Origin of the sequence: Rathayibacter sp. AY1C9 (assembly GCF_002932315.1) — a bacterium.
GTDB lineage: Bacteria > Actinomycetota > Actinomycetes > Actinomycetales > Microbacteriaceae > Rathayibacter.
On record NZ_PSVZ01000027.1, the window covers coordinates 1 to 20458 of the forward strand.

A 20458-nucleotide genomic window follows, 5' to 3' on the forward strand; every position below is an offset into this window, starting at 1 on the left:
CTCGGCGAGCGCCCTCACCGGCCCGAGCGCCTCGATCGGAGCCGACCACCTCGGCTGGACCCCGCGCCTGATCACCGGCACCGGCGCCGTCGCGGGCGATCCGGTCGCCTCCTCCCTCGAGGGCGGCGCGGGCCTGCGCGACGCGCTGCTGCTCGGAGCCGCCGGCGGGGCCGGCACCTGGAGCGCCGACGCCGAGCTGCGGCTGCTGGCCGAGCCGGACGTCGAGGCCGGCTCCTACCGCTCGACGATCACGCTGTCGCTGTTCGCCTAGGCGCGGACCAGCGCAACGGCCGGGGACCGCGCCCCGCGGTCACTCCTGAGCGACCGCGACCGCCACGACGAGCGCGGAGTGGACCGTCGGCTCCGAGACGGCGAAGTAGCGGCTCGAGCCCTCGATCCAGGCCTCGGTCGCACCCTCCCTGGTGCGGAAGCGGACGGGCTCGTCGCTCGAGGTCCCACGCCCGTCGGCCTTCGCGACCGCCTGCGAGCGCAGATCGGCGAGCACCTGCTCCGCCGTCGTCGCCCCGGAGGCCACGCGGTCGCGGACGGTGCGGGCGCGCACCGCGTCGATCCCGATGTCGCGTCCGGTCGCCAGCGCCGCGACCACCGCGCCGTCGCAGTGCGCGATGCTGATCCGCATCCGCTCCAGCGCCGGGTGCTCGCCGCGGAGCACCGGGCGGCCGTGCGGTCCGGAGCAGCGCTCGCAGCGCGCGTCCACGGCGACCTCGAGGGGATCGATCCCGAGCGTCTCGGCGGCAAGCTCGCGCACGAGGACCCGGCCGAGGAGGAAGCCGTCCCGGACCTCGCGCCGACTCGTCGCCTCGTAGCGCAGGCGCTCGGCGAGGGTGAGCAGGCGCAGCATCCGGTGGCGGGCGGAGTCGAGGACCTCGGGCCGCGCCCAGCGCAGCTGCACGTCGTCGGTGGCGAGGAGGGGGAGTCCGGTCATGCCCCGGACGCTACGCACGCCAGGCGACATCGGCGTGACGGGAGGGTGGCCGGAGGGAGACGGGCCGCTGTTGACTGGGACGCGTGCAGACCTTCCTCCCCTACCCCGACTTCCACCGCAGCGTCCGCGCCCTCGACGGCAAGCGGCTCGGCAAGCAGCGCGTCGAGACGCTGCAGGTCATGCGGGCGCTGACCGTCCCGGGGTACGGCTGGCAGAACCACCCCGTCACGCGGATGTGGCGGGGCTACCGGCCGGCGCTGATGACCTACCAGCGCGAGACCTGCGCGGAGTGGACGGAGCGCGGCTTCGCCGACACGTGCCTCGTGAAGACCGAGGAGGCCCTCGCCGCCGCCCCGGAGGATCTCGCCGCCTACCTGACCGGCGACTACCCGCTCCCGCCGTGGTTCGGCGACGAGCGGCTGCACCTCTCGCACCGCTCGAAGCTCGTGGCCAAGGACGAGGACCACTACGGCCCGCTGTTCCCCGGCACGCCGCCGGGGCTCGACTACCTCTGGCCCGTCGGCGCCTGAGCTCAGGCCGCGGGCGGGCGGAGGAACGGGATCGCGACGCGCGGACGGAACACCTCGCGCTGGTTCGCCTTCACCAGTCCGCAGATGATCAGCACGAAGTGCACCAGCCAGAGCACGGCGAACAGCGTGATCGGGATGCCGATCGGGTAGAAGCCCTTCGCGAGCGGGGTGTCGGAGGCGGCGAAGAGCAGCACGACGTGCGCGCCGAGCGTCACGACCCCGATCAGGATCACCGTCAGACCCCAGTTCGCCGCGTTCCGCGCGTTCTCGGCGGCGAGCCCGCCCTTCCTCCGGGCGGAGGGGTACACGGACGCCATGACGATGCCGCCCACGATCAGGCTGAGGAACGGGATCCCGATGAACGCGAGGAAGCCGAGAGCGTACGAGAGGGCGCCCGTGGGCGGTGCGGGGACGGCCTGCGGGGGCGCGACCGGAGCGGCCTCCGGGGTCGTCGCGTCGGCCGGTCCGGGGTCGGAGGAGGGGCTCGCCATGCCGACAGCCTAGGGAACACCGTCCCCCGGGTCGCGGTCAGGGTCTTTTCAGGCCTCTGGCCGGGCCTTCGTCTTCGGGGGCTCTCGGGTTAGTCTGTCGAGGTTGACCTGCCGCACGGAGCGTGCAGGGCGTCGGCCGCGGTCGTCGCAGCATCCGGGGGGATTCGCGAAGGAGAAGGTTTGGCGTCCGACAGAAGGACCACCGGTGGTGTGGTCAAGGCGATCGTGGGCTTCCTGGGCATGAGCGTCGTGGCCGGAGTCCTCGTGACCGCCACCGTCACCCCGGCTGTGGCGCTCGCCGGAGTCGCCGCGAACCAGTCGATCGGCGTCTTCGACGGCCTGCCCGACTACCTCGAGGTCGACAAGCTCTCCGAGAAGAGCAACATCTACGCGACCGGCTCCGACGGCCCGCAGCTGCTCGCCTCCTTCTACGTCGAGAACCGCGTCGAGGTGCCGCTCGACCGCATCGCCCAGGCCGCCAAGGACGCCGCCGTCTCGGGTGAGGACCCCCGCTTCTACGACCACGGCGGAGTCGACCTCCCCGGCACGCTCCGCGCCGTCGCGCAGACCTACGTGCTCGGCAACGACGTGCAGGGCGGATCCTCGATCACCCAGCAGTACGTGAAGAACGTCCTCGTCGAGAAGGCCGTCCGCAACATCTCGGACGACGCCGAGCGCGCGGCCGCGATCGACGAGGCCACCCGGACCTCCCCCGAGCGGAAGCTCCGCGAGATGAAGCTCGCCATCGGGCTCGAGAAGCAGTACACGAAGGACCAGATCCTCCAGGGCTACCTCAACATCGCGTTCTTCGGAGGCACCACCTACGGCCTCGAGACCGCCGCGAACTACTACTACGCGACCTCGGCCGCGGACCTCTCGATCGCCCAGGCCGCGAGCCTCATCGCGATCGTCAACAACCCGGCCGTCCTGCGGATCGACCAGCCCGACAACCCGGACAACGGCGCCGCGAACGGCTACGCCCGCAACAAGGACCGCCGCGACTACATCATCGGCAAGATGCTCGAGGAGGGGAAGATCTCGCAGGAGGACCACGACGCCGCCGTCGCCGCTCCGATCGAGCCCCGCATCACCCAGCCCAGCACCGGCTGCTCGACCGCGGGCAACGCGGGCTTCTTCTGCGACTACGTCACCAACGTCCTGAAGAACAACGAGATCTTCGGCGCCGACGAGGACACCCGCTGGACCAACTTCCGCCGCGGCGGCCTCGACGTCTACACGACGCTCGACGTCGGCCTGCAGGACGCGGCCGTCGCCGCCGTCGACGCGCAGGTCCCGCAGACCTGGAACTTCGACGTCGGAGCCGTCTCGGTCAGCGTCGAGGTCGGATCCGGGCGCGTGCTCGCGATGACGCAGAACAAGAAGTACTCGCAGGATCCGGACGTCCTCACGACGGACCCGTCCTACAGCGCCGTGAACTACAGCACCGATCGGGCCAACGGCGGATCCTCCGGGATCCAGCCGGGCTCGACCTACAAGCTCTTCACCCTGGTGGAGTGGCTGAAGGAGGGCCACAGCATCAACGAGTCGGTCGACGGGACGCGCAAGTCCACCTGGGGCACCTTCACGGACTCCTGCGTCTCCGGCGGCACCGACACGAGCAACGAGACGAGCGCGAAGAACGACGAGGGCGGAACCGGCGAGGTCGGCACCCCGGTGTCCTTCACGAAGACCTCCCTCAACACCGGCTTCGTCGGCATGGCCCGTGAGCTCGACCTGTGCGGCATCCGCGACACCGCGGTCGACATGGGCGTGAAGCAGGGCAGCGGCGAGGAGCTCGAGCACAACCCGTCGTCGGTGCTCGGCACGAACTACGTCTCGCCCCTCTCGATGGCCGGCGCCTTCGCCACCATCGCCTCCGGCGGCACGACCTGCGACCCCGTCGCGATCGACCGCATCACCGACTCCGCCGGAGCCGACCAGCCGGTGCCCCCGGCGAACTGCCGCCAGTCGATCGACCGCAACGTCGCCGCCACCGCGGCCGTCGCGCTGCAGGCGACCTTCACCGGCGGCGGGACGGCCGTGGCCTCCCGCACCGGCGACGGCGTTCCGCTGATCGGCAAGACCGGCACCACCGACGACGCGAAGGCCACCTGGATGACCGGAGCGAGCACCCGCGTCGCGACCGCCGTCGGCGTGTTCAACGTGAAGGGTGACGCGAACCTGCGCCTCGGCCGCTACTCCTTCGACTCCGGATCCGCCGCCACCGCGCGCCACCGCATCTGGCCGGTCGTCATGCGCGCCGCCGACGCGACGTACGGCGGGACGGCGTTCCCGGAGGCCGACGGCTCGCTGCAGGTCGTCCCGAAGGTCGACATCCCGGATGTCGTCGGGCTCTCCTCCGCCGACGCCGAGGCCAAGCTCGAGGCGGCCGGCTTCGGCGTCGTGCAGGGCGGCACGGAGGCGAGCGACGCCGCGGTCGGGACGGTCACCCGCGCCGACCCGTCGGGCTCGGCCCCGCGCGGCACCGCGATCACCGTGTTCACCAGCTCCGGCAACCAGAAGACCGTGCCGAACGTGACGGGCCAGGACCTGGAGGCCGCGAAGAACGCCTTCGGCGCCGCCGGCTTCACGAAGATCACGCTCGCCTGCGCCGAGGACCCGAAGGCGCCCGACGCCGGCCAGGTCACCGGGCAGGAGCCGGCCGGCGGCTCCCCCGTCGCTCCGGACGCCACGCTGAAGGTGACGATCACCGCGAAGAAGTGCCCCTGACCGGCGCCCGACGGCTCGCGAGAACGCGTCCGGCCCGCGAGGATCCTCGGATCCCGCGGGCCGGACGCGTTCCTGTCGGACGACGGCGTCGGAGCCGGGGCTACTGCCCGCGCCCCCGGATCGCGCCGACGATCGCGACGGTCGCGAAGTAGACGATGAGGGCCAGCACGCCGAACGAGGCGAGCGCCCCGCTGGCCTCGGCCCAGGGCCGTCGCTCGTCCGTCATGGTGCCGGGCATGACGATGTCGAGGGCGAACATGCCCACCGCCAGGGCGAAGCAGACGAGGCTCAGCACGAGCAGCGCCCGGACCGCCTTGCCCACGGGGTCGTAGTAGCGCGGGTTCGACATCGTGCCTCCGGTTCTCGTGCTCTCGTGTCTATCCCGCCCGGACCGCTGTGGCAAGCCGTGGGGACGCGAAGACCCCCGCCCCTCCCCCTCCGCGGGCGCCGCTCGCGACGACGGGCGGTGCCGTCGTCACGAGCGGTGTCTCGCGGGAGGAGGAGGGACGGGGGTCGGAGCGGGACCGGCTACGCGGCCAGCGGGAGGGCGGCGGCCGAGGTCACCAGCAGCTCGCCGGCGACGGCGTCGACGCGGACCGCGCCTCCGTCGGAGACCTCGCCGCTGACGAACAGGTCGGCGATCCGGTCGTCGATGGAGCGCTGGACGAGCCGGCGCAGGGGCCGGGCGCCGTACTGCGGCTCGTAGCCGTTCTCGGCGAGCCAGTCGACGGCCGCCTCCGTCACCTCGAGCGTCACCTCGCGGGGAGCGAGGCGGGAGCGCGTGGTGTCGAGGACGATGCCGACGATCTCCCGCAGCTGCTCGCGGCCGAGGCGGCGGAACAGGACGATCTCGTCGATCCGGTTGAGGAACTCGGGGCGCATCGCCTCGCGGAGACGGCCCATGACGCGATCGCGCAGGTCCTTCTCCGAGGCGAAGCCCTCGGCCGACGCGTCGCTCTGAGCGACGAAGCCGAGCGCACCCGACCGCGAGGCCAGGAACTCCGAGCCGAGGTTCGAGGTCATGATGATCACCGTGTTGCGGAAGTCGACCGTCCGCCCCTGGCCGTCGGTCAGACGCCCGTCGTCGAGCACCTGCAGCAGCAGGTTGAACACGTCGGGGTGCGCCTTCTCGATCTCGTCGAAGAGGACCACCGAGTACGGGTTCCGGCGCACGCGCTCGGTCAGCTGACCGGCCTCGTCGTAGCCGACGTACCCGGGAGGGGCGCCGACCAGCCGCGAGACCGTGTGACGCTCGCCGAACTCGCTCATGTCGAAGCGGATGACCGACTGCTCATCGGCGAAGAGGGAGCCCGCGAGGGTGCGCGCCAGCTCCGTCTTGCCGACACCGGTCGGACCGAGGAAGAGGAACGAGCCGACCGGGCGCGAGGAGTCGCCGAGGCCTGTGCGGCTGCGGCGGACGGCCCGGGCGACCGCGGTGACCGCGTCGTCCTGGCCGATGACCCGCTGGTGCAGCTCGGTCTCGAGGTGGGCGAGGCGCTCGCGCTCCCCCTCCGTGAGCCGCGACACCGGGATGCCGGTGGCGCGGGCGATGACGGCCGCGATCTCGGTCTCGCCGACGACCGCCTCCGCGGGGGCACTGCCGGTGGCCGCGTCGAGCTCCGCCTGCACGGCGCTGATCTCGTCGCGGACGCGGGACGCCTCCTCGTAGTGCTCGGCCGAGACGGCCGCGTTCTTGTCGGCCTCCAGGGTCGCCAGACGCTCGAGCAGAGCTCCGGTGTCGACGCCGGCTCCGAGGCGGAGGCGGAGGCGCGCGCCGGCCTGGTCGATCAGGTCGATCGCCTTGTCGGGCAGCACGCGGTCGGTGAGGTACCGGGCCGAGAGCTCGACGGAGGCGCGGAGGGCCTCGTCCGTGAAGCGCACGCGGTGGTGCTCCTCGTAGGCGGGGCGCAGGCCGTGCAGGATGGCGACCGCGTCCTCGATGCCGGGCTCGCCGACGCGGACCGGCTGGAAGCGCCGCTCCAGTGCCGGGTCCTTCTCGATGGTGCGGTACTCCTTGAGCGTGGTGGCGCCGACGAGGTGCAGCTCGCCTCGGGCCAGACGCGGCTTGAGGATGTTGCCCGCGTCCATGCCGCCCTCGCCGCCGCCGCCCGCACCGACGACGGTGTGGACCTCGTCGATGAAGACGATCAGCTCGCCGGAGTGCGCCGCGATCTCGTCCATGGTGCCGGTGAGGCGCTCCTCGAAGTCGCCGCGGTAGCGGGTGCCGGCCAGCATGCCGGGGAGGTCGAGCGAGATCACGCGCTTGCCGCGCAGCTGCTCGGGGACCTCCTCCGCCACGATCGCGCGGGCCAGGCCCTCGACGATGGCGGTCTTGCCGACGCCGGCCTCGCCGACGAGCACCGGGTTGTTCTTGGTGCGGCGGCTGAGGATCTCGACGGTCTGCTCGATCTCGTCGGCGCGCCCGATGACCGGGTCGAGAAGGCCCTCGCGGGCGAGAGCGGTGAGGTCGGTGCCGAACTTGTCGAGCAGCGGAGTGTCGGAGGCGGGCTGTTCCGCCTCCTGCTGCTGCGGGGCCTCGGTCTCGCGCATGCCCTGGGTGAGGGCCTCGGCGGTGACGCCGGCGCGGGCGAGGACCTGCCCGGCGGGGGCGTCCTGGCCGAGCACGAGCGCGAAGAAGAGGTGCTCGGGCTCGATGTAGGTCGAGCCGCTGGAGCGGGCGACCTGGTAGGCGTGGAACAGCGCGCGCTGCGCGCTGGGGGTGATGGTGGCCGCGTTCTGCGAGGCGTGGGCCTCGTCGGCCTGCGGGAGGCGCGCCTCCGCGCCGGTGGCGATGGCGGCGGGGTCGACGCCGATGCGGCGCACGGCCTGCGAGACGGTCTCGTCGTCGATGAGCACGCGGAGCACGTGCAGGGCGTCGAGCTCGGTCTGGCCGCGCTCGAGGGCGAAGCGTCCTGCGGACTGCAGGATGTCGCGGGTACGGGCGGTGAGGAATCGGCTGAGGTCGATCGACCGCGCCGCGCGGGCGCGCTCACCGTCGAGGTAGCGGGCGAGGAAGTCGTCGAACGAGCTCGCTCCGGCCTCGCTGTAGTTGTCGGGCACCTGTCCTCCTGAGGAAGTTGAGTCGGTTACGCTCAAGTTCAACGCAGGGGTGCCGTTCCTATTCCCGCCCCTCCCCCCGCGAGATGCCGCTTCGGTCCGCGACGGGCGTACGACCGGCGTCCCGCGGGGACGGGAAGAGGCACGGACTCCGGGGAGTCCGTGCCTCTCTGCGCCGACGCGCATTTCCTCCGGGGTGGGAGCTCTAGGGGACGAGGTAGCCCGCCGCGCGGAACAGCTCGTACCACTCCGGCCGCGTGAGCGGCAGATCGGAGCCGAGGGCCGCATCGCGCACGCGCTGCTCATTGGTCGTGCCGAGCACGACCTGCATGCCCGCCGGGTGGCGGGTGATCCAGGCGGTGGCCACGGCGATCGCCGGGACCTCGTACGTCGCTGCGAGCCGGTCGATGACGGCGTTCAGCTCGGGGTAGGCCGGGTTGTCGAGGAAGACGCCGGTGAAGAACCCCGCCTGGAAGGGCGACCAGGCCTGCACGGTGATGTCGTTCAGGCGGCAGTAGTCGAGGATGCCGGCGTCGCGCATGACGGACTGGTCCTCGCCGACCATGTTGGAGGCGACACCCTGCGCGATCAGCGGCGCATGGGTGATCGAGAGCTGCAGCTGGTTCGCCACGATCGGCTGGTTCAGCGACTTCTTCAGCAGCTCGATCTGGTACGGCGTCTGGTTCGAGACGCCGAAGTGCTTCACCTTGCCGGACGCGTGCAGCTCGTCGAACGCGCGGGCCACCTCATCGGGCTCGACGAGCGCGTCGGGCCGGTGCAGGAGCAGCACGTCGACGTAGTCGGTGCGCAGCGCCTTCAGCGAGCCCTCGACCGAGGCGATGAGGTGCTCGTACGAGAAGTCGAAGTAGGGGCCGTCCGGGACGATGCCCGCCTTGGTCTGCAGGACGACGTGCTCACGCTCCGACGGGGTGAGCGCCATCGCCTCGGCGAAGCGCTCCTCGCAGCGGTGCAGTTCGCCGCCGTACACGTCGGCGTGGTCGAAGAAGTCGATGCCGGAGTCGCGGGCGGCGCCGACGAGGCCGCGGATCGCCTCGTCGCTCATCTCGGGGATGCGCATGAGGCCGAGGACGACGTTCGGGGAGTCGACACCGGAGGTGCCGAGGGGGACGTGCTTCACAGGGAGTGCTCCTTCGCTGGATACCTCGTCCACGGTAGGCGCCCCGCCTGGGCGCCGTCCAACAGGGGGCGCTGGTGCGATTCATGCGGTGGAGTGGTGAATCGGCGGAGTGCGTTCACGATGCAGGACGAACGTGGTGCCACGACCCCGATTCCGCGGCAGGGAGGAAGTCCTTCGTCGTTCGTCCTGAGTTCTGAACGGCTTGTCCGCGCACCCCGACGGTGGAAGGCTGCGGCCATGACGATCGAGGTGCGCGCGGCCACCGTCTTCGACGACCTGGCGACGATGGTCGGCCCGAAGCGCCCCGACGCGAGCGTGTGCTGGTGCCTGAGCTACCGGCTCCGCTCCTCCGTCGAGAACCGGGCTCTCGCCGGTCCCGCTCGCGGTGCCCGGGTGCGGGAGCTCGTCGCGGAGGACCCTCCGCCCGGCGTCCTCGCGTACGACGGCGAGGAGGTGGTCGGCTGGGCGGCGGTGCACCCCCGGGCCGACACGAGCTACTCGACGAACCGGCGCATCCCGCACGTGGACGCCCTCGACGTGTGGAGCGTGTGGTGCCTGCGCGTGCGGCCCGGCTTCCGCGGGCGCGGGATCTCGCATCCGCTGCTCGAGGGCGCCGTCGAGTTCGCCCGAGCCCACGGGGCACCGGCGGTCGAGGGCTACCCGGTCGACAACGCCGGTGCGGAGGTCGACCGGACGATGGCGTACGTCGGCACGCGCTCGCTGTTCGAGCGCGCCGGCTTCGAGAAGGCCGCGGACACGACCTCGGTGCTCGACGGCTTCCCCCGGGTGCTGATGCGCCTGGCCCTCTGAGGCGCGCACGACGGCCGCTCCGGCCCCGCTCCGTGAGACACCGACGTGCCGCGCGAGGCGCCGCCGACAGGACGGCGCCTCGGCGACAGGGCGGCGCCTCGCCGGGTGCGGTGACCCGGCGCCCGCCCGCCGCCCGGAGACGAGGAACGGCCCCTCACCCGCGAGGGGAGGGGCCGTTCGCCGTGGAGGCCGGGACGTGGTGTCGACGCCTAGAAGTCCCAGTCCTCGTCCTCGGTGTTCACGGCCTTGCCGATCACGTAGGAGGAGCCGGAGCCCGAGAAGAAGTCGTGGTTCTCGTCCGCGTTGGGCGAGAGGGCCGACAGGATCGCGGGGTTCACATCGGTGACCTGCTTGGGGAACATCGGCTCGTAGCCGAGGTTCATCAGCGCCTTGTTCGCGTTGTAGTGCAGGAACTTCTTGACGTCCTCGGTCAGACCGAGCTGGTCGTAGAGGTCCTGCGTGTACTGCGCCTCGTTGTCGTAGAGCTCGTAGAGCAGCGAGAACGTGTAGTCCTTGATCTCGTCGCGCTTGGCCTGGTCGACCCGCTCGAGTCCCTTCTGGAACTTGTAGCCGATGTAGTAGCCGTGCACGGCCTCGTCGCGGATGATCAGGCGCACGAGGTCGGCCGTGTTGGTGAGCTTGGCGCGCGAGGACCAGTACATCGGCAGGTAGAAGCCCGAGTAGAAGAGGAACGACTCCAGCAGTGTGGAGGCGACCTTCCGCTTCAGCGGGTCGTCGCCGCGGTAGTAGTCCATCACGATGGACGCCTTCTTCTGCAGGTTCGGGTTCTCCATCGACCAGCGGAAGGCCTCGTCGATGTCCTGGGTGTTCGACAGGGTCGAGAACACCGAGGAGTACGACTTGGCGTGGACCGACTCCATGAACGCGATGTTCGTGTAGACGGCCTCCTCGTGAGGCGTGATCGCGTCCGGGATGAGCGAGACGGCGCCGACGGTGCCCTGCACGGTGTCGAGCAGGGTGAGCCCGGTGAACACGCGCATGGTGAGCTGCTGCTCCTGGTGCGTGAGCGTGTTCCACGACTGGATGTCGTTCGACAGCGGGACCTTCTCGGGCAGCCAGAAGTTGCTCGTGAGGCGGTTCCACACCTCGACGTCCTTGTCGTCCTGGATCCGGTTCCAGTTGATCGCCTGGACGGAGTCGACGAGCTTGAGCTTCTCGGGGGGAGTCATGATTCCTTCTCGCTGCTGCGGATGGGTCGTGCGGAGGGGGGTGGGGCTGCGTGCTCTAGAGCATGCACGAGACGCACTGGTCGAGCTCGGTGCCCTCGAGCGCCAGCTGACGGATGCGGATGTAATAGATCGTCTTGATGCCCTTGCGCCAGGCGTAGATCTGGGCGCGGTTGACGTCGCGGGTGGTCGCCGTGTCCTTGAAGAAGAGCGTGAGCGAGAGGCCCTGGTCGACGTGCTGCGTGGCGGCGGCGTAGGTGTCGATGATCTTCTCGTAGCCGATCTCGTACGCGTCCTGGTAGTACTCCAGGTTGTCGTTCGTCATGAACGGCGCCGGGTAGTAGACGCGGCCGAGCTTGCCCTCCTTGCGGATCTCGATCTTCGACGCGATCGGGTGGATCGAGGACGTCGAGTTGTTGATGTACGAGATCGAGCCGGTCGGCGGGACGGCCTGCAGGTTCTGGTTGTAGATGCCGTGCTCCATGACCGAGGCCTTGAGCGCACGCCAGTCGTCCTGGGTGGGGACCGCGATGCCCGAGTCGGCGAAGAGGCGGGAGACGCGCTCGGTGGCCGGCGCCCACTCCTTCTCCGTGTAGGTGTCGAAGAACTCGCCCGAGGCGTACTTCGAGTCGGCGAAGCCCTCGAAGGTGGTGCCGCGCTCGATGGAGAGGTTGTTGGAGGCGCGCAGGGCGTGGAACAGCACCGAGTAGAAGTAGATGTTGGTGAAGTCGATGCCCTCCTCGGATCCGTAGTGGATCCGCTCGCGGGCGAGGTAGCCGTGCAGGTTCATCTGGCCGAGGCCGATGGCGTGCGACTTGTCGTTGCCGTCCTCGATCGAGCGGACCGAGGTGATGTGCGACTGGTCGGACACCGAGGTGAGGCCGCGGATAGCGGTCTCAATGGTGCGGCCGAAGTCGGGCGAGTCCATCGTCAGCGCGATGTTCAGCGAGCCGAGGTTGCAGGAGATGTCCTTGCCGATCTGCGCGTAGGAGAGGTCCTCGTTGTAGGTCGTCGGAGTGTTGACCTGGAGGATCTCGGAGCACAGGTTGGACATGTTGATGCGGCCCTTGATCGGGTTCGCCTGGTTCACGGTGTCCTCGAACACGATGTAGGGGTAGCCCGACTCGAACTGGATCTCGGCGATGGTCTGGAAGAACTCGCGCGCCGAGATCTTGGTCTTCTTGATGCGCGGGTCGTCGACCATCTCGCGGTACTTCTCCGAGAGGGAGATGTCGCCGAAGGGGATGCCGTAGACGCGCTCGACGTCGTAGGGCGAGAAGAGGTACATGTCCTCGTTGTTCTTCGCGAGCTCGAACGTGATGTCGGGCACGACGACGCCGAGGGAGAGCGTCTTGATGCGGATCTTCTCGTCGGCGTTCTCGCGCTTGGTGTCGAGGAAGCGGAGGATGTCGGGGTGGTGCGCCGAGAGGTACACCGCTCCCGCGCCCTGGCGCGCGCCGAGCTGGTTGGCGTAGCTGAAGCTGTCCTCGAGGAGCTTCATCACGGGGATGATGCCCGAGGACTGGTTCTCGATCTGCTTGATCGGGGCGCCGGCCTCGCGGATGTTCGAGAGCGAGAGGGCGACGCCGCCGCCGCGCTTGGAGAGCTGGAGCGCGGAGTTGATGCCGCGGGCGATCGACTCCATGTTGTCCTCGATGCGCAGCAGGAAGCAGGAGACGAGCTCGCCGCGCTGGGCCTTGCCGGTGTTGAGGAAGGTCGGGGTCGCGGGCTGGAAGCGGCCGGCGACGATCTCCTCGACGAGGGCGGTCGCGAGCGTCTCGTCGCCCTGGGCGAGGCCGAGGGCGGTCATCACGACGCGGTCCTCGAAGCGCTCGAGGTAGCGCTTCCCGTCGAACGTCTTGAGCGTGTACGAGGTGTAGTACTTGAACGCGCCGAGGAAGGTCGCGAAGCGGAACTTCTTCGAGTACGCCAGGTCGTTGAGCTGCTGGATGAACTCGAACGAGTACTGGTCGAGCACGGCCTGCTCGTAGTACTCCTTCTCGACCAGGTAGTCGAGGCGCTCCTTGAGCGTGTGGAAGAACACCGTGTTCTGGTTGACGTGCTGCAGGAAGAACTCGCGAGCGGCCTCGCGGTCCTTGTCGAACTGGATCTCTCCGTTCGGGCCGTAGAGGTTCAGCATCGCGTTGAGCGAGTGGTAGTCCATCTGTGCGGCGTCGCGGGGAGCGTCGATCACTGCTGCGTCCAAAACGTGTCCAATCCTTCGTCGACGGCGCGGACGTCGTCGGGTGTTCCGAATACTTCGAATCGATAGAGGTGCGGCACCTCGCACTTGCGGGCGATGATGTCGCCGGCGAGGCAGTACGCCTCGCCGAAGTTCGTGTTGCCGGCGCCGATGACGCCGCGGATCAGGGAGCGGTTGCACGGATCGTTGAGGAACCGGATGACCTGCTTGGGGACCGCTCCCCCGCCGTTGCCGCCGCCGTAGGTGGGGAGGACGAGCACGTACGGCTCGTGGACGTGGAGCGTGTCGAGGGCGGCTCCGTCGCGGCGGGCGTGGAGCGGGATGCGCTGCGCCGGCCGTCCGAGCTTCTCGATGAACCGGTGCGTGTTCCCCGAGCTGCTGGAGAAGTACACGAGCCCGCTCATCCTTCGGCCCCTCTCCCCGTCAGCTGCTGTTCTCGGTCCCGCCTCCGAGGCGGCTGCGCGGTGAGCCGCAAGGCGGAGGAGGAAGCCGCAGCGGCGCTACGGCGCCCGCCGACGACGTCGCGGATCGCCGCCCGTGCGCCTCAGAGGGTCGCGATCTTGTCGGGGCGGAAGCCGGACCAGTGGTCGTCGTCCGTGATGACGACCGGCGCCTGGAGGTAGCCGAGGGCCTTGACGGCCTCGAGGGCCTTCTCGTCCACGGAGAGGTCGAACACCTCGTAGTCGATGCCCTTGCTGTCGAGGGCGCGGTACGTCGCGGTGCACTGGACGCAGGAGGGCTTGGTGTAGACCGTCACAGCCATGGGTGTCGCCTTTCGGAGGGGGTGTCCCGGTGCAGCTCCCCGACCGGCGGCTCGCGATGCGGGCGGGGTCGGAGGGTGGTCCGGGTGAGTTCTGGGTGCCGGTGGGGCTCTCGCTCCGACCTGCTCAGCAATACTACATATAGGGGGCGGGCCGGTGTCAGCCCACTAGACGTAGTAGTTACAGCCGTGTAGTTATCCACCGGTTCCTCCCCCGTTCATCCACAGGCCGGAGCCCGTGGAACCGCGGAAGGACGCGGATCCGGACGAACCATCCACAGGTGTGGACAGAAGGATCCCGTTCACTGTGTACAACGCGCCACGGCGTGTCGGCATGCCCGACCGGTGGGGTCCGCGCGGCGGCTCGACCACAAGATGTGGTGGTCGGATCGCATCTCGGGGCATGCCCGGACGGTACGCCCGACCACCGACACCGCGAACGGTCAGAGGAGCTGCGCGGCCCACTCCCGGGCGACGGCGCGCAGGTGCGGGAACGGGTCCGCGAGGGCCGCGGACGAGGAGCCCGCCGCCTCCGTCAGCGACACCGCAGCGGTGAAGCCGGGAGTCGGCGCCGCGATCGCCCCGGCGACGAGGAGCGTCCGCGCCCCGGCGACGAGGAGCGTCCGCGCCCCGGCCGCCTCGGCGAGCGCGAGGACGTGCACCGGGACCTTGCCGGCGGCGGACTGCGCGTCGAAGCGCCCCTCCCCCGTGATGACGACGTCCGCGCCCGCGAGGAGCGCCGGGAGCCCGATCGCCCGTCCGACGGCGTCGGCGCCGGAGGTCGGGTGCGCGCCCCAGGCGAGCAGCCCGAAGCCCGTCCCGCCCGCCGCCCCGGAGCCCGGCGCATCGGGATCCGCGTCCAGGTGCGCAGCGAGACGGCGGAGGCCGCTCTCGAGGAGGAGGACGTCCTCGGGGCCGGCCCCCTTCTGCGGTCCGAAGACGCGGGCCGCCCCGGAGTCGCCGAGCAGCGGGGTCGCGACGTCGCTGAGCACGACCGCGCCTCCGGGCGGCAGAGGACGCAGCGCGCGGAGGTCGGCGGCGGCGAGCGCGGGCAGCGCACCGCCTCCCTCGCCGAGGTCGCGGCCGGAGGCGGTGGAGAAGCGTGCGCCGAGCTCGCGGAGCGCTCCGACTCCGCCGTCGGTCGAGGCGCTGCCGCCGATCGCCAGCAGCAGGGCGTCCGCCCCCGCGTCGAGGGCGGCGGCGATCGCGCGGCCGAAACCGCGCGTGTGCGCGGTAAGCGGGCGGAGCGGGTCGAGCAGCGTGATGCCGCTCGTGGAGGCGAGCTCGACGACGGCTGTCCCGTCGGGGAGCAGCAGCCACCAGGCGCGGACCGGCCGGTCGTCCGGGCCGGGCACGACGACCGGCCGCCGAAGCGACCCCGGGACCGCGAGCGCGAAGGCCTCGACGGTGCCCTCTCCCCCGTCGGCCATCGGCGCGAGGACGATCTCGTCCCCCGCGCGCGCAGCGCTCCAGCCCTCGGCGATCGCCCGCGCGACCTCGACCGCGCTCGCCGACCCCTTGAAGGAGTCGGGCGCGACGACGACCCTCAGCCTGCCCACGCGCTCAGTGTGGCACCGCGCCCGGCGCGGCCTCGAGCGGTCGCCCGTCCGCGACCTCGGTCGCGTCGCCCCCGTCGCGCGTCCACTCGTGGTGAGCGGCGTGTGCCGAACGAGCGGAGTCGCGGCCTCCTCCGATCGACCCCTGGAGCCGCGCGAACGCGCGTGGAGAGGGCCGCAGCCGCACTGCGCCGCCGCTCAGAGCGGGGTCGCGAGCCGGTAGCCGCGCTTGATCACCGTCGCCACGAGCCGCGGTTCGGGGAGGGCCTGACGGAGGCGGCTGACGGCGACGTCGACCGCGTGGTCGTCGAGAGCCTCCGGCGCGGAGGCCGCGAGGACGTGACGCGCGACGGTCGCGCCCTCGGCGGCGACGAGAGTCCGGAACAGCGCGAGCGCGACCGGGGTCAGCGCCACCCGGGTCCCGGCCAGGACCGCGTGCCGGCCTCGGAGCTCGAGAGTGCCGAAGGCCGTCTCGATGCGGGGCGACGCCTGCTCGAGGTGCTCGCAGGTCAGGCGGATGAGCGCGCCCATCCGGAACCGGTCCGGCACGACCGGGAGGATCCCTGCCTCGACCAGGGGTGCTGCGGTCACCGGGCCGACGGCGGCGGCGACCACCGTCTCGCGGAAGGCCGCCTGGAGGTCGTCGAGGCGGCCCGCGGCCTCCGCGACCGTGAAGAGCGCCTCCACCGCCGGCGCGCTGGTGAAGGTGACGGCGTCGATGCCCCCTCCGCAGACCGCGTCGATCAGCCGCAGCACCCGGGCGGAGTCCTCGTGCACGCTCCAACGGTAGGGCGCGGCCGTGAGCACCCGGGCGCCGGCGTCGCGGAGACGCTGCAGCTGAGCCGGGTCGGTGAATCCGTGCAGCTGCACCGCGATCGTGCGGCCGGCGACGCCCTCGCGCAGAGCCAGGTCGACGAGGGAGGTGGTCGTCTCGCGCTCGCTCATCCCGTGGTCGTCGAGACCCGCCGCACGGATCGCTCCGCGCGCCTTGGGCCCGCGGACGAGGATCCGCGCGGAGGACAGCGCGTCGGCCAGCTCGATCCCCGCGGCGTCCGCGGCCTCGAGCCAGCGCCGCAGGCCGTAGGAGGTGGTGGCGAGGAGCACGTCGGGACGGGCGGCGACGATGGCGCGGGTCTCCTCCTCGAGCGCGCCCTCGGTGTCGACGCCGCGCATGCGGATGGTGGGGGCGTGCGTCACGGCGGCACCGCGGCGCTCGAACGCGGCGATCAGGTCCTCGGAGCGGCGGTCGGAGGTGACCCCGATGCGGAAGCCGTCCAGCTGGTCGGGTCGGAACCCCACGGCGGCGTCGGGATCGGTGCCGGTCATGCTCGGCCCCCTCGAGATCTCACGCGGTCAGTGCATCGACCGCTCGGGCGATGCTCTCGGGGTCCCCCGCATCATGGCACGCGGCCTGCCGGACCACCTCGCCGATGACGATCACGGCGGGCGAGCGCGGTGCCAGCTCGGCGAGCAGGCCGAGCACTCCGCCGACCGACGAGACCGTCGTGCGCTGGTCGCGCGACCAGCCCCGCTCGACGATCGCGAGGGGCGTGTCGGCGCGCATCCCCGCGCGCTGCAGCCCGGCGACGAGGTGCGGGAGGGTGTTCACGCCCATCAGCACCACGATCGTCCCGCCCAGCCCGGCCAGATGGCCGAGCTCCTGCTCGCTGAACGGCGCATGGCCCGAGACCACGGTGAAGGCCCTGCTGACCTCGCGATGGGTGACCGGGATCCCGGCGGCGGCGGGCACCGAGATCGCGCTGGTCACTCCGGGGACGACCGTGGAGCCGACGCCGGCCAGCCGGCACGCGCGCACCTCCTCCGACCCGCGGCCGAACACGAACGGATCGCCGCCCTTCAGGCGCACGACGTCCAGACCCGCGAGGGCCCGCTCGATCATCAGCCGCTCGATCTCGTGCTGCGGCACCGCGTGATGACCCGGCGTCTTGCCGACGTCGATCAGCTCGGCGCCGGGCGCCCACTCGGCCAGGCCCTCGTGCGGACCGAGCCGGTCGTAGAGCACCACGTCCGCGTCGCGGAGGGCGCGGCGGGCGGCGAGGGTCATCAGATCCGGATCGCCGGGGCCGCCGCCGACGATGCTGACGTGCCCGACCGGCCGGGTCGGCGCGGGGGCCTCGTCGACGATCCAGGGGCAGAGCTCGGCCGCCGCTGCTCGGAGCGGCGCCGGCCCCTCCACCCACACGATCAGGGCCGGGGGCGCCGGGGTGAGCGCGTCCTCCGCCTCGTGCCGCTCGACGAGTGCGCCGGCGGCTCGGTAGCGGGCGAGCACGCGGCGGGTCCCGGAGGCGGTGCCGATCACGAGCACACGGCGTCCGGCGAGGTCGAGGGAGAGCTGCATCACGAGTCCGATCCGATCCCGGCCGGACCGACGGGGATCCTCGGCCCCGCGACCAGCACGGGTCCGTCCGGTCTCTCGTCCCGGCCGGCGGGCCGGACCTGCCCGCGCTCGCGCACGGTCGCGACGCGCGGATCCGCGGTGTCCGGGGCGTTCACGAAGGAGCGGAAGCGGCGGAGCCGGTCGGGATCGGCGAGGGTCGCCGCCCACTCGTCGACGTAGGTGTCGACGTGCGTGGCCATGGCGGCCTCCAGCTCGGCGGCGATGCCGAGCGAGTCCTCGCAGACCACCTCGCGCACGTGCTCGAGTCCGCCGGGGAGCTCCTCCTGCCAGCGGGCGGTGCGCTGGAGCCGCTCGGCCGTGCGCACGTAGTACATGACGTAGCGGTCGATGTAGCGCACCAGGGTCTCGTCGTCGAGGTCCTGCGCGAGCAGCTGGGCGTGCGCCGGCTGGTAGCCGCCGTTGCCGCCGACGTAGAGGTTCCAGCCGAGGTCGCTCGCGATGACGCCGATGTCCTTCCCCCGCGCCTCGGCGCACTCGCGGGCGCAGCCGCTGACCCCGAGCTTGAACTTGTGCGGCGAGCGGAGACCCCGGTACCGCTCCTCGAGGAAGACCGCCATCCCGACCGCGTCCTGGACTCCGAAGCGGCACCAGGTCGATCCGACGCACGACTTGACCGTGCGCAGCGACTTGCCGTACGCCTGACCCGACTCGAAGCCGGCGTCGACGAGGAGGCGCCAGATCTCGGGCAGCTGCTCGAGGCGGGCGCCGAACATGTCGATCCGCTGCCCGCCGGTGATCTTCGTGTAGAGGCCGTACTGCTCGGCGACCTCGGCGATCACCTTGAGCTTCGCCGGCGTGATCTCGCCTCCGGGGATCCGCGGGACGACGGAGTAGGTGCCGTCCTTCTGCATGTTGGCCAGGGCGCGGTCGTTGGTGTCCTGCAGCGGCGCCTGGCCGCCGTCGAGGATGTAGGCGTTCGTCTGGGTGGCGAGGACGGAGGCGATCACCGGCTTGCACACGTCGCAGCCCAGCCCGGAGCCGAAGCGCTCCATCACCTGCTCGGCCGAGTGCAGCCCGAGGATGCGGACCGACTCGAACAGCTCGCTGCGGCTGAGCGCCACATGCTCGCAGAGGGCGCGGGAGACCTCGACGCCCGCACGGATCAGCTCCGTGTCGAGCAGCTTCTTCACCAGGGGCACGCACGATCCGCACTGGGTGCCCGCGCGGGTGCAGGCCTTGAGCGGCCCCAGCTCGGTGCACCCCTCGCCGATCGCGTGGCGGACCTCGCCGACCGAGACGTTGTTGCACGAGCAGACCTGGGCGTCGTCCGGAAGGTCGCCCGAGGGCGCCTCCGCCCCCGCCGCCGCGAGGTAGGCGCCGGGCTCGGCCGGCAGCTCGCGCCCCAGCAGCGGGCGGAGGGAGGAGTAGGGGCCCGCGTCGCCGACGAACATCCCGCCGAGCAGCGTGCGCGCATCGTCCGAGACGACGACCTTCTGGTAGAGACCGCGGGCCGGATCGGCGTAGACGACCTCGAGCGCTCCCTCCGTGGTGCCGAGGGCGTCGCCGAAGCTGGCGACCTCCACGCCCGAGAGCTTGAGCTTGGTGGCGTCGTCGACCCCCGGGAAGGTCGCGTCGCCGCCGAGGATCCGGTCGGCGACAACCTCCGCCATCGCGTTGGCGGGTGCGACGAGCCCGACGGTGCGGCCGTCGATCGCGGCGACCTCGCCGATGGCCCAGACTCCCGCCCTGCTGGTGCGGCAGGCCTCGTCGACGACCACGCCTCCGCGCGGTGCGACCTCGATCCCGGCCGCCCGGGCGAGCTCGTCGCGCGCCGTGATCCCGATGGAGAAGACCACGAGATCGGCGCTGATGCTGCTGCCGTCGGTCAGCGTGACGCCGAGCACCGTCCCTGTCGGCGAGGTGAGGATCGCGGTGGGCCGGTTGCCGAGGTGCAGCGCGATCCCCTGCGCCGAGATGATGCGGCCGAGGGCCTGCCCGGCGCCTTCGTCGAGCTGCGCGCTCATCAGCCAGCGGCCGGAGTGGACGAGGGCGGTGCGCGCACCGAGACGGTGAGCGCCTCCCGCCGCCTCGAGGCCGAGCAGACCGCCGCCGACCACGACCACGATCGCGGGGCGGCCGCGCCGGGCGCGGAACGCGGCGAGCTCGGCGACGAGCCCGTCCACGTCCTCGAGCGTGCGGTAGACGCGGCCGTGCTCGGCGCCCTCGATCGGCGGGACCGTGGCGGAGGAGCCCGTCGCCAGGACGATCTCGTCGCCCTCGAGGGAGCGGCCGTCCGCGAGCTCGACGCGCAGGCGGTCGGGATCGATCGCGACGACACGGGAGGAGGTGATCAGCCGCGCCGACTCCCACAGAGCGCCGTCGCCCAGAGTCAGGTCGTGCTCGCCGTCGAGGCGCTTCGAGAGTGCGACGCGGTCGTAGGGACGGTGCACCTCCTCGCCGAGGACGGTGATCTCCAGCGCCTCGTCGCCTGCCCGGGCGACGAGCGCGTCGACCAGGCGGTGCGCGGCGGGTCCCGCTCCGACGACGAGCACGCGTCGGGGCCGGGCGGCGGGGTTCGCTCCAGGAGTCATGACGTCCACCGTAGGGACGGCCCGTTTCCCCGCCGTTGCCCCTGTGTAACAGCGTGTGACGCGCGCCTCTCGGCGAGCGCCGCAGGCCGTGAGGGCTTCG

16 protein-coding genes and 1 pseudogene are annotated in these 20458 nt (G+C 71.5%); 4 read left to right on the top strand and 13 right to left on the bottom strand.

From position 1 onward, the window contains the following. Positions 1 to 271, top strand: a pseudogene (locus C5D09_RS17610) (hypothetical protein); the annotation flags it as partial. A gap of 39 nt (positions 272 to 310) precedes the next feature. Here the strand turns inward: C5D09_RS17610 and C5D09_RS14875 are convergent. After that, positions 311 to 946 carry a 4'-phosphopantetheinyl transferase superfamily protein gene (locus tag C5D09_RS14875; protein WP_104224364.1) on the bottom strand — a complete coding sequence of 212 codons (636 nt, stop codon included), beginning with the start codon at positions 944 to 946 and terminating at the stop codon, positions 311 to 313. A gap of 83 nt (positions 947 to 1029) precedes the next feature. Here C5D09_RS14875 and C5D09_RS14880 point away from each other — a divergent pair, with 83 nt between their 5' ends. Continuing rightward, positions 1030 to 1476, top strand: a complete 447-nt coding sequence (locus tag C5D09_RS14880) for an MSMEG_6728 family protein (RefSeq protein ID WP_104224363.1) — start codon at positions 1030 to 1032, stop codon at positions 1474 to 1476. Between the two features lie 2 nt (positions 1477 to 1478). On the opposite strand, the gene C5D09_RS14885 is transcribed toward C5D09_RS14880, so the two are convergent. Continuing rightward, the gene (locus C5D09_RS14885) at positions 1479 to 1967 is read right to left on the bottom strand and encodes a DUF4870 domain-containing protein (RefSeq protein WP_104263469.1); all 489 of its coding nucleotides are present in this window, start codon (positions 1965 to 1967) and stop codon (positions 1479 to 1481) included. A 180-nt stretch (positions 1968 to 2147) separates the two neighbouring features. Between C5D09_RS14885 and C5D09_RS14890 the strand changes: the two genes are divergently transcribed. Then, complete coding sequence (locus tag C5D09_RS14890; protein ID WP_258063707.1) at positions 2148 to 4697, top strand: transglycosylase domain-containing protein; 2550 nt, start codon at positions 2148 to 2150, stop codon at positions 4695 to 4697. Positions 4698 to 4797: 100 nt separating this feature from the next. Here the strand turns inward: C5D09_RS14890 and C5D09_RS14895 are convergent, their stop codons facing one another. The 3 genes from C5D09_RS14895 to C5D09_RS14905 form a co-directional block, all read right to left on the bottom strand. Next, on the bottom strand, positions 4798 to 5046 hold the full coding sequence (locus C5D09_RS14895) for a hypothetical protein (RefSeq protein ID WP_104224361.1): 249 nt from the start codon (positions 5044 to 5046) through the stop codon (positions 4798 to 4800). A gap of 179 nt (positions 5047 to 5225) precedes the next feature. Continuing rightward, positions 5226 to 7757, bottom strand: a complete 2532-nt coding sequence (locus C5D09_RS14900; RefSeq protein WP_104269653.1) for an ATP-dependent Clp protease ATP-binding subunit — start codon at positions 7755 to 7757, stop codon at positions 5226 to 5228. Positions 7758 to 7959: 202 nt separating this feature from the next. Next, positions 7960 to 8892, bottom strand: coding sequence for an aldo/keto reductase family oxidoreductase (locus C5D09_RS14905; RefSeq protein ID WP_258063708.1), 933 nt, complete (start codon positions 8890 to 8892; stop codon positions 7960 to 7962). A gap of 237 nt (positions 8893 to 9129) precedes the next feature. Between C5D09_RS14905 and C5D09_RS14910 the strand changes: the two genes are divergently transcribed. After that, on the top strand, positions 9130 to 9702 hold the full coding sequence (locus C5D09_RS14910) for a GNAT family N-acetyltransferase (protein ID WP_104269654.1): 573 nt from the start codon (positions 9130 to 9132) through the stop codon (positions 9700 to 9702). 209 nt (positions 9703 to 9911) lie between these two features. On the opposite strand, the gene nrdF is transcribed toward C5D09_RS14910, so the two are convergent. The 8 genes from nrdF to nirB form a co-directional block, all read right to left on the bottom strand. Beyond that, positions 9912 to 10892 carry a class 1b ribonucleoside-diphosphate reductase subunit beta gene (gene nrdF, locus C5D09_RS14915; protein WP_104224358.1) on the bottom strand — a complete coding sequence of 327 codons (981 nt, stop codon included), beginning with the start codon at positions 10890 to 10892 and terminating at the stop codon, positions 9912 to 9914. A 55-nt stretch (positions 10893 to 10947) separates the two neighbouring features. Further along, positions 10948 to 13053, bottom strand: coding sequence for a class 1b ribonucleoside-diphosphate reductase subunit alpha (nrdE, locus tag C5D09_RS14920; protein WP_104234484.1), 2106 nt, complete (start codon positions 13051 to 13053; stop codon positions 10948 to 10950). A gap of 26 nt (positions 13054 to 13079) precedes the next feature. Continuing rightward, positions 13080 to 13496, bottom strand: coding sequence for a class Ib ribonucleoside-diphosphate reductase assembly flavoprotein NrdI (nrdI, locus tag C5D09_RS14925; protein WP_104224357.1), 417 nt, complete (start codon positions 13494 to 13496; stop codon positions 13080 to 13082). 140 nt (positions 13497 to 13636) lie between these two features. After that, the gene (gene nrdH / locus C5D09_RS14930) at positions 13637 to 13855 is read right to left on the bottom strand and encodes a glutaredoxin-like protein NrdH (RefSeq protein WP_068255139.1); all 219 of its coding nucleotides are present in this window, start codon (positions 13853 to 13855) and stop codon (positions 13637 to 13639) included. Positions 13856 to 14295: 440 nt separating this feature from the next. Next, positions 14296 to 15402: a glycerate kinase gene (locus C5D09_RS14935; RefSeq protein WP_104269659.1), complete on the bottom strand. Its 1107-nt coding sequence runs from the start codon at positions 15400 to 15402 to the stop codon at positions 14296 to 14298. A gap of 204 nt (positions 15403 to 15606) precedes the next feature. Then, entirely contained in the window at positions 15607 to 16734 is a 1128-nt protein-coding gene (locus tag C5D09_RS14940; protein ID WP_104238252.1) for a uroporphyrinogen-III synthase, read from the bottom strand. 19 nt (positions 16735 to 16753) lie between these two features. Further along, positions 16754 to 17767 (bottom strand): uroporphyrinogen-III C-methyltransferase, encoded by a 1014-nt coding sequence (gene cobA / locus C5D09_RS14945; protein ID WP_104227191.1) that lies wholly within the window; start codon positions 17765 to 17767, stop codon positions 16754 to 16756. Next, positions 17767 to 20358, bottom strand: coding sequence for a nitrite reductase large subunit NirB (gene nirB / locus C5D09_RS14950; RefSeq protein WP_104227192.1), 2592 nt, complete (start codon positions 20356 to 20358; stop codon positions 17767 to 17769). The genes cobA and nirB overlap by 1 nt, the downstream gene beginning before the upstream one ends. Positions 20359 to 20458 lie beyond the last annotated feature (100 nt).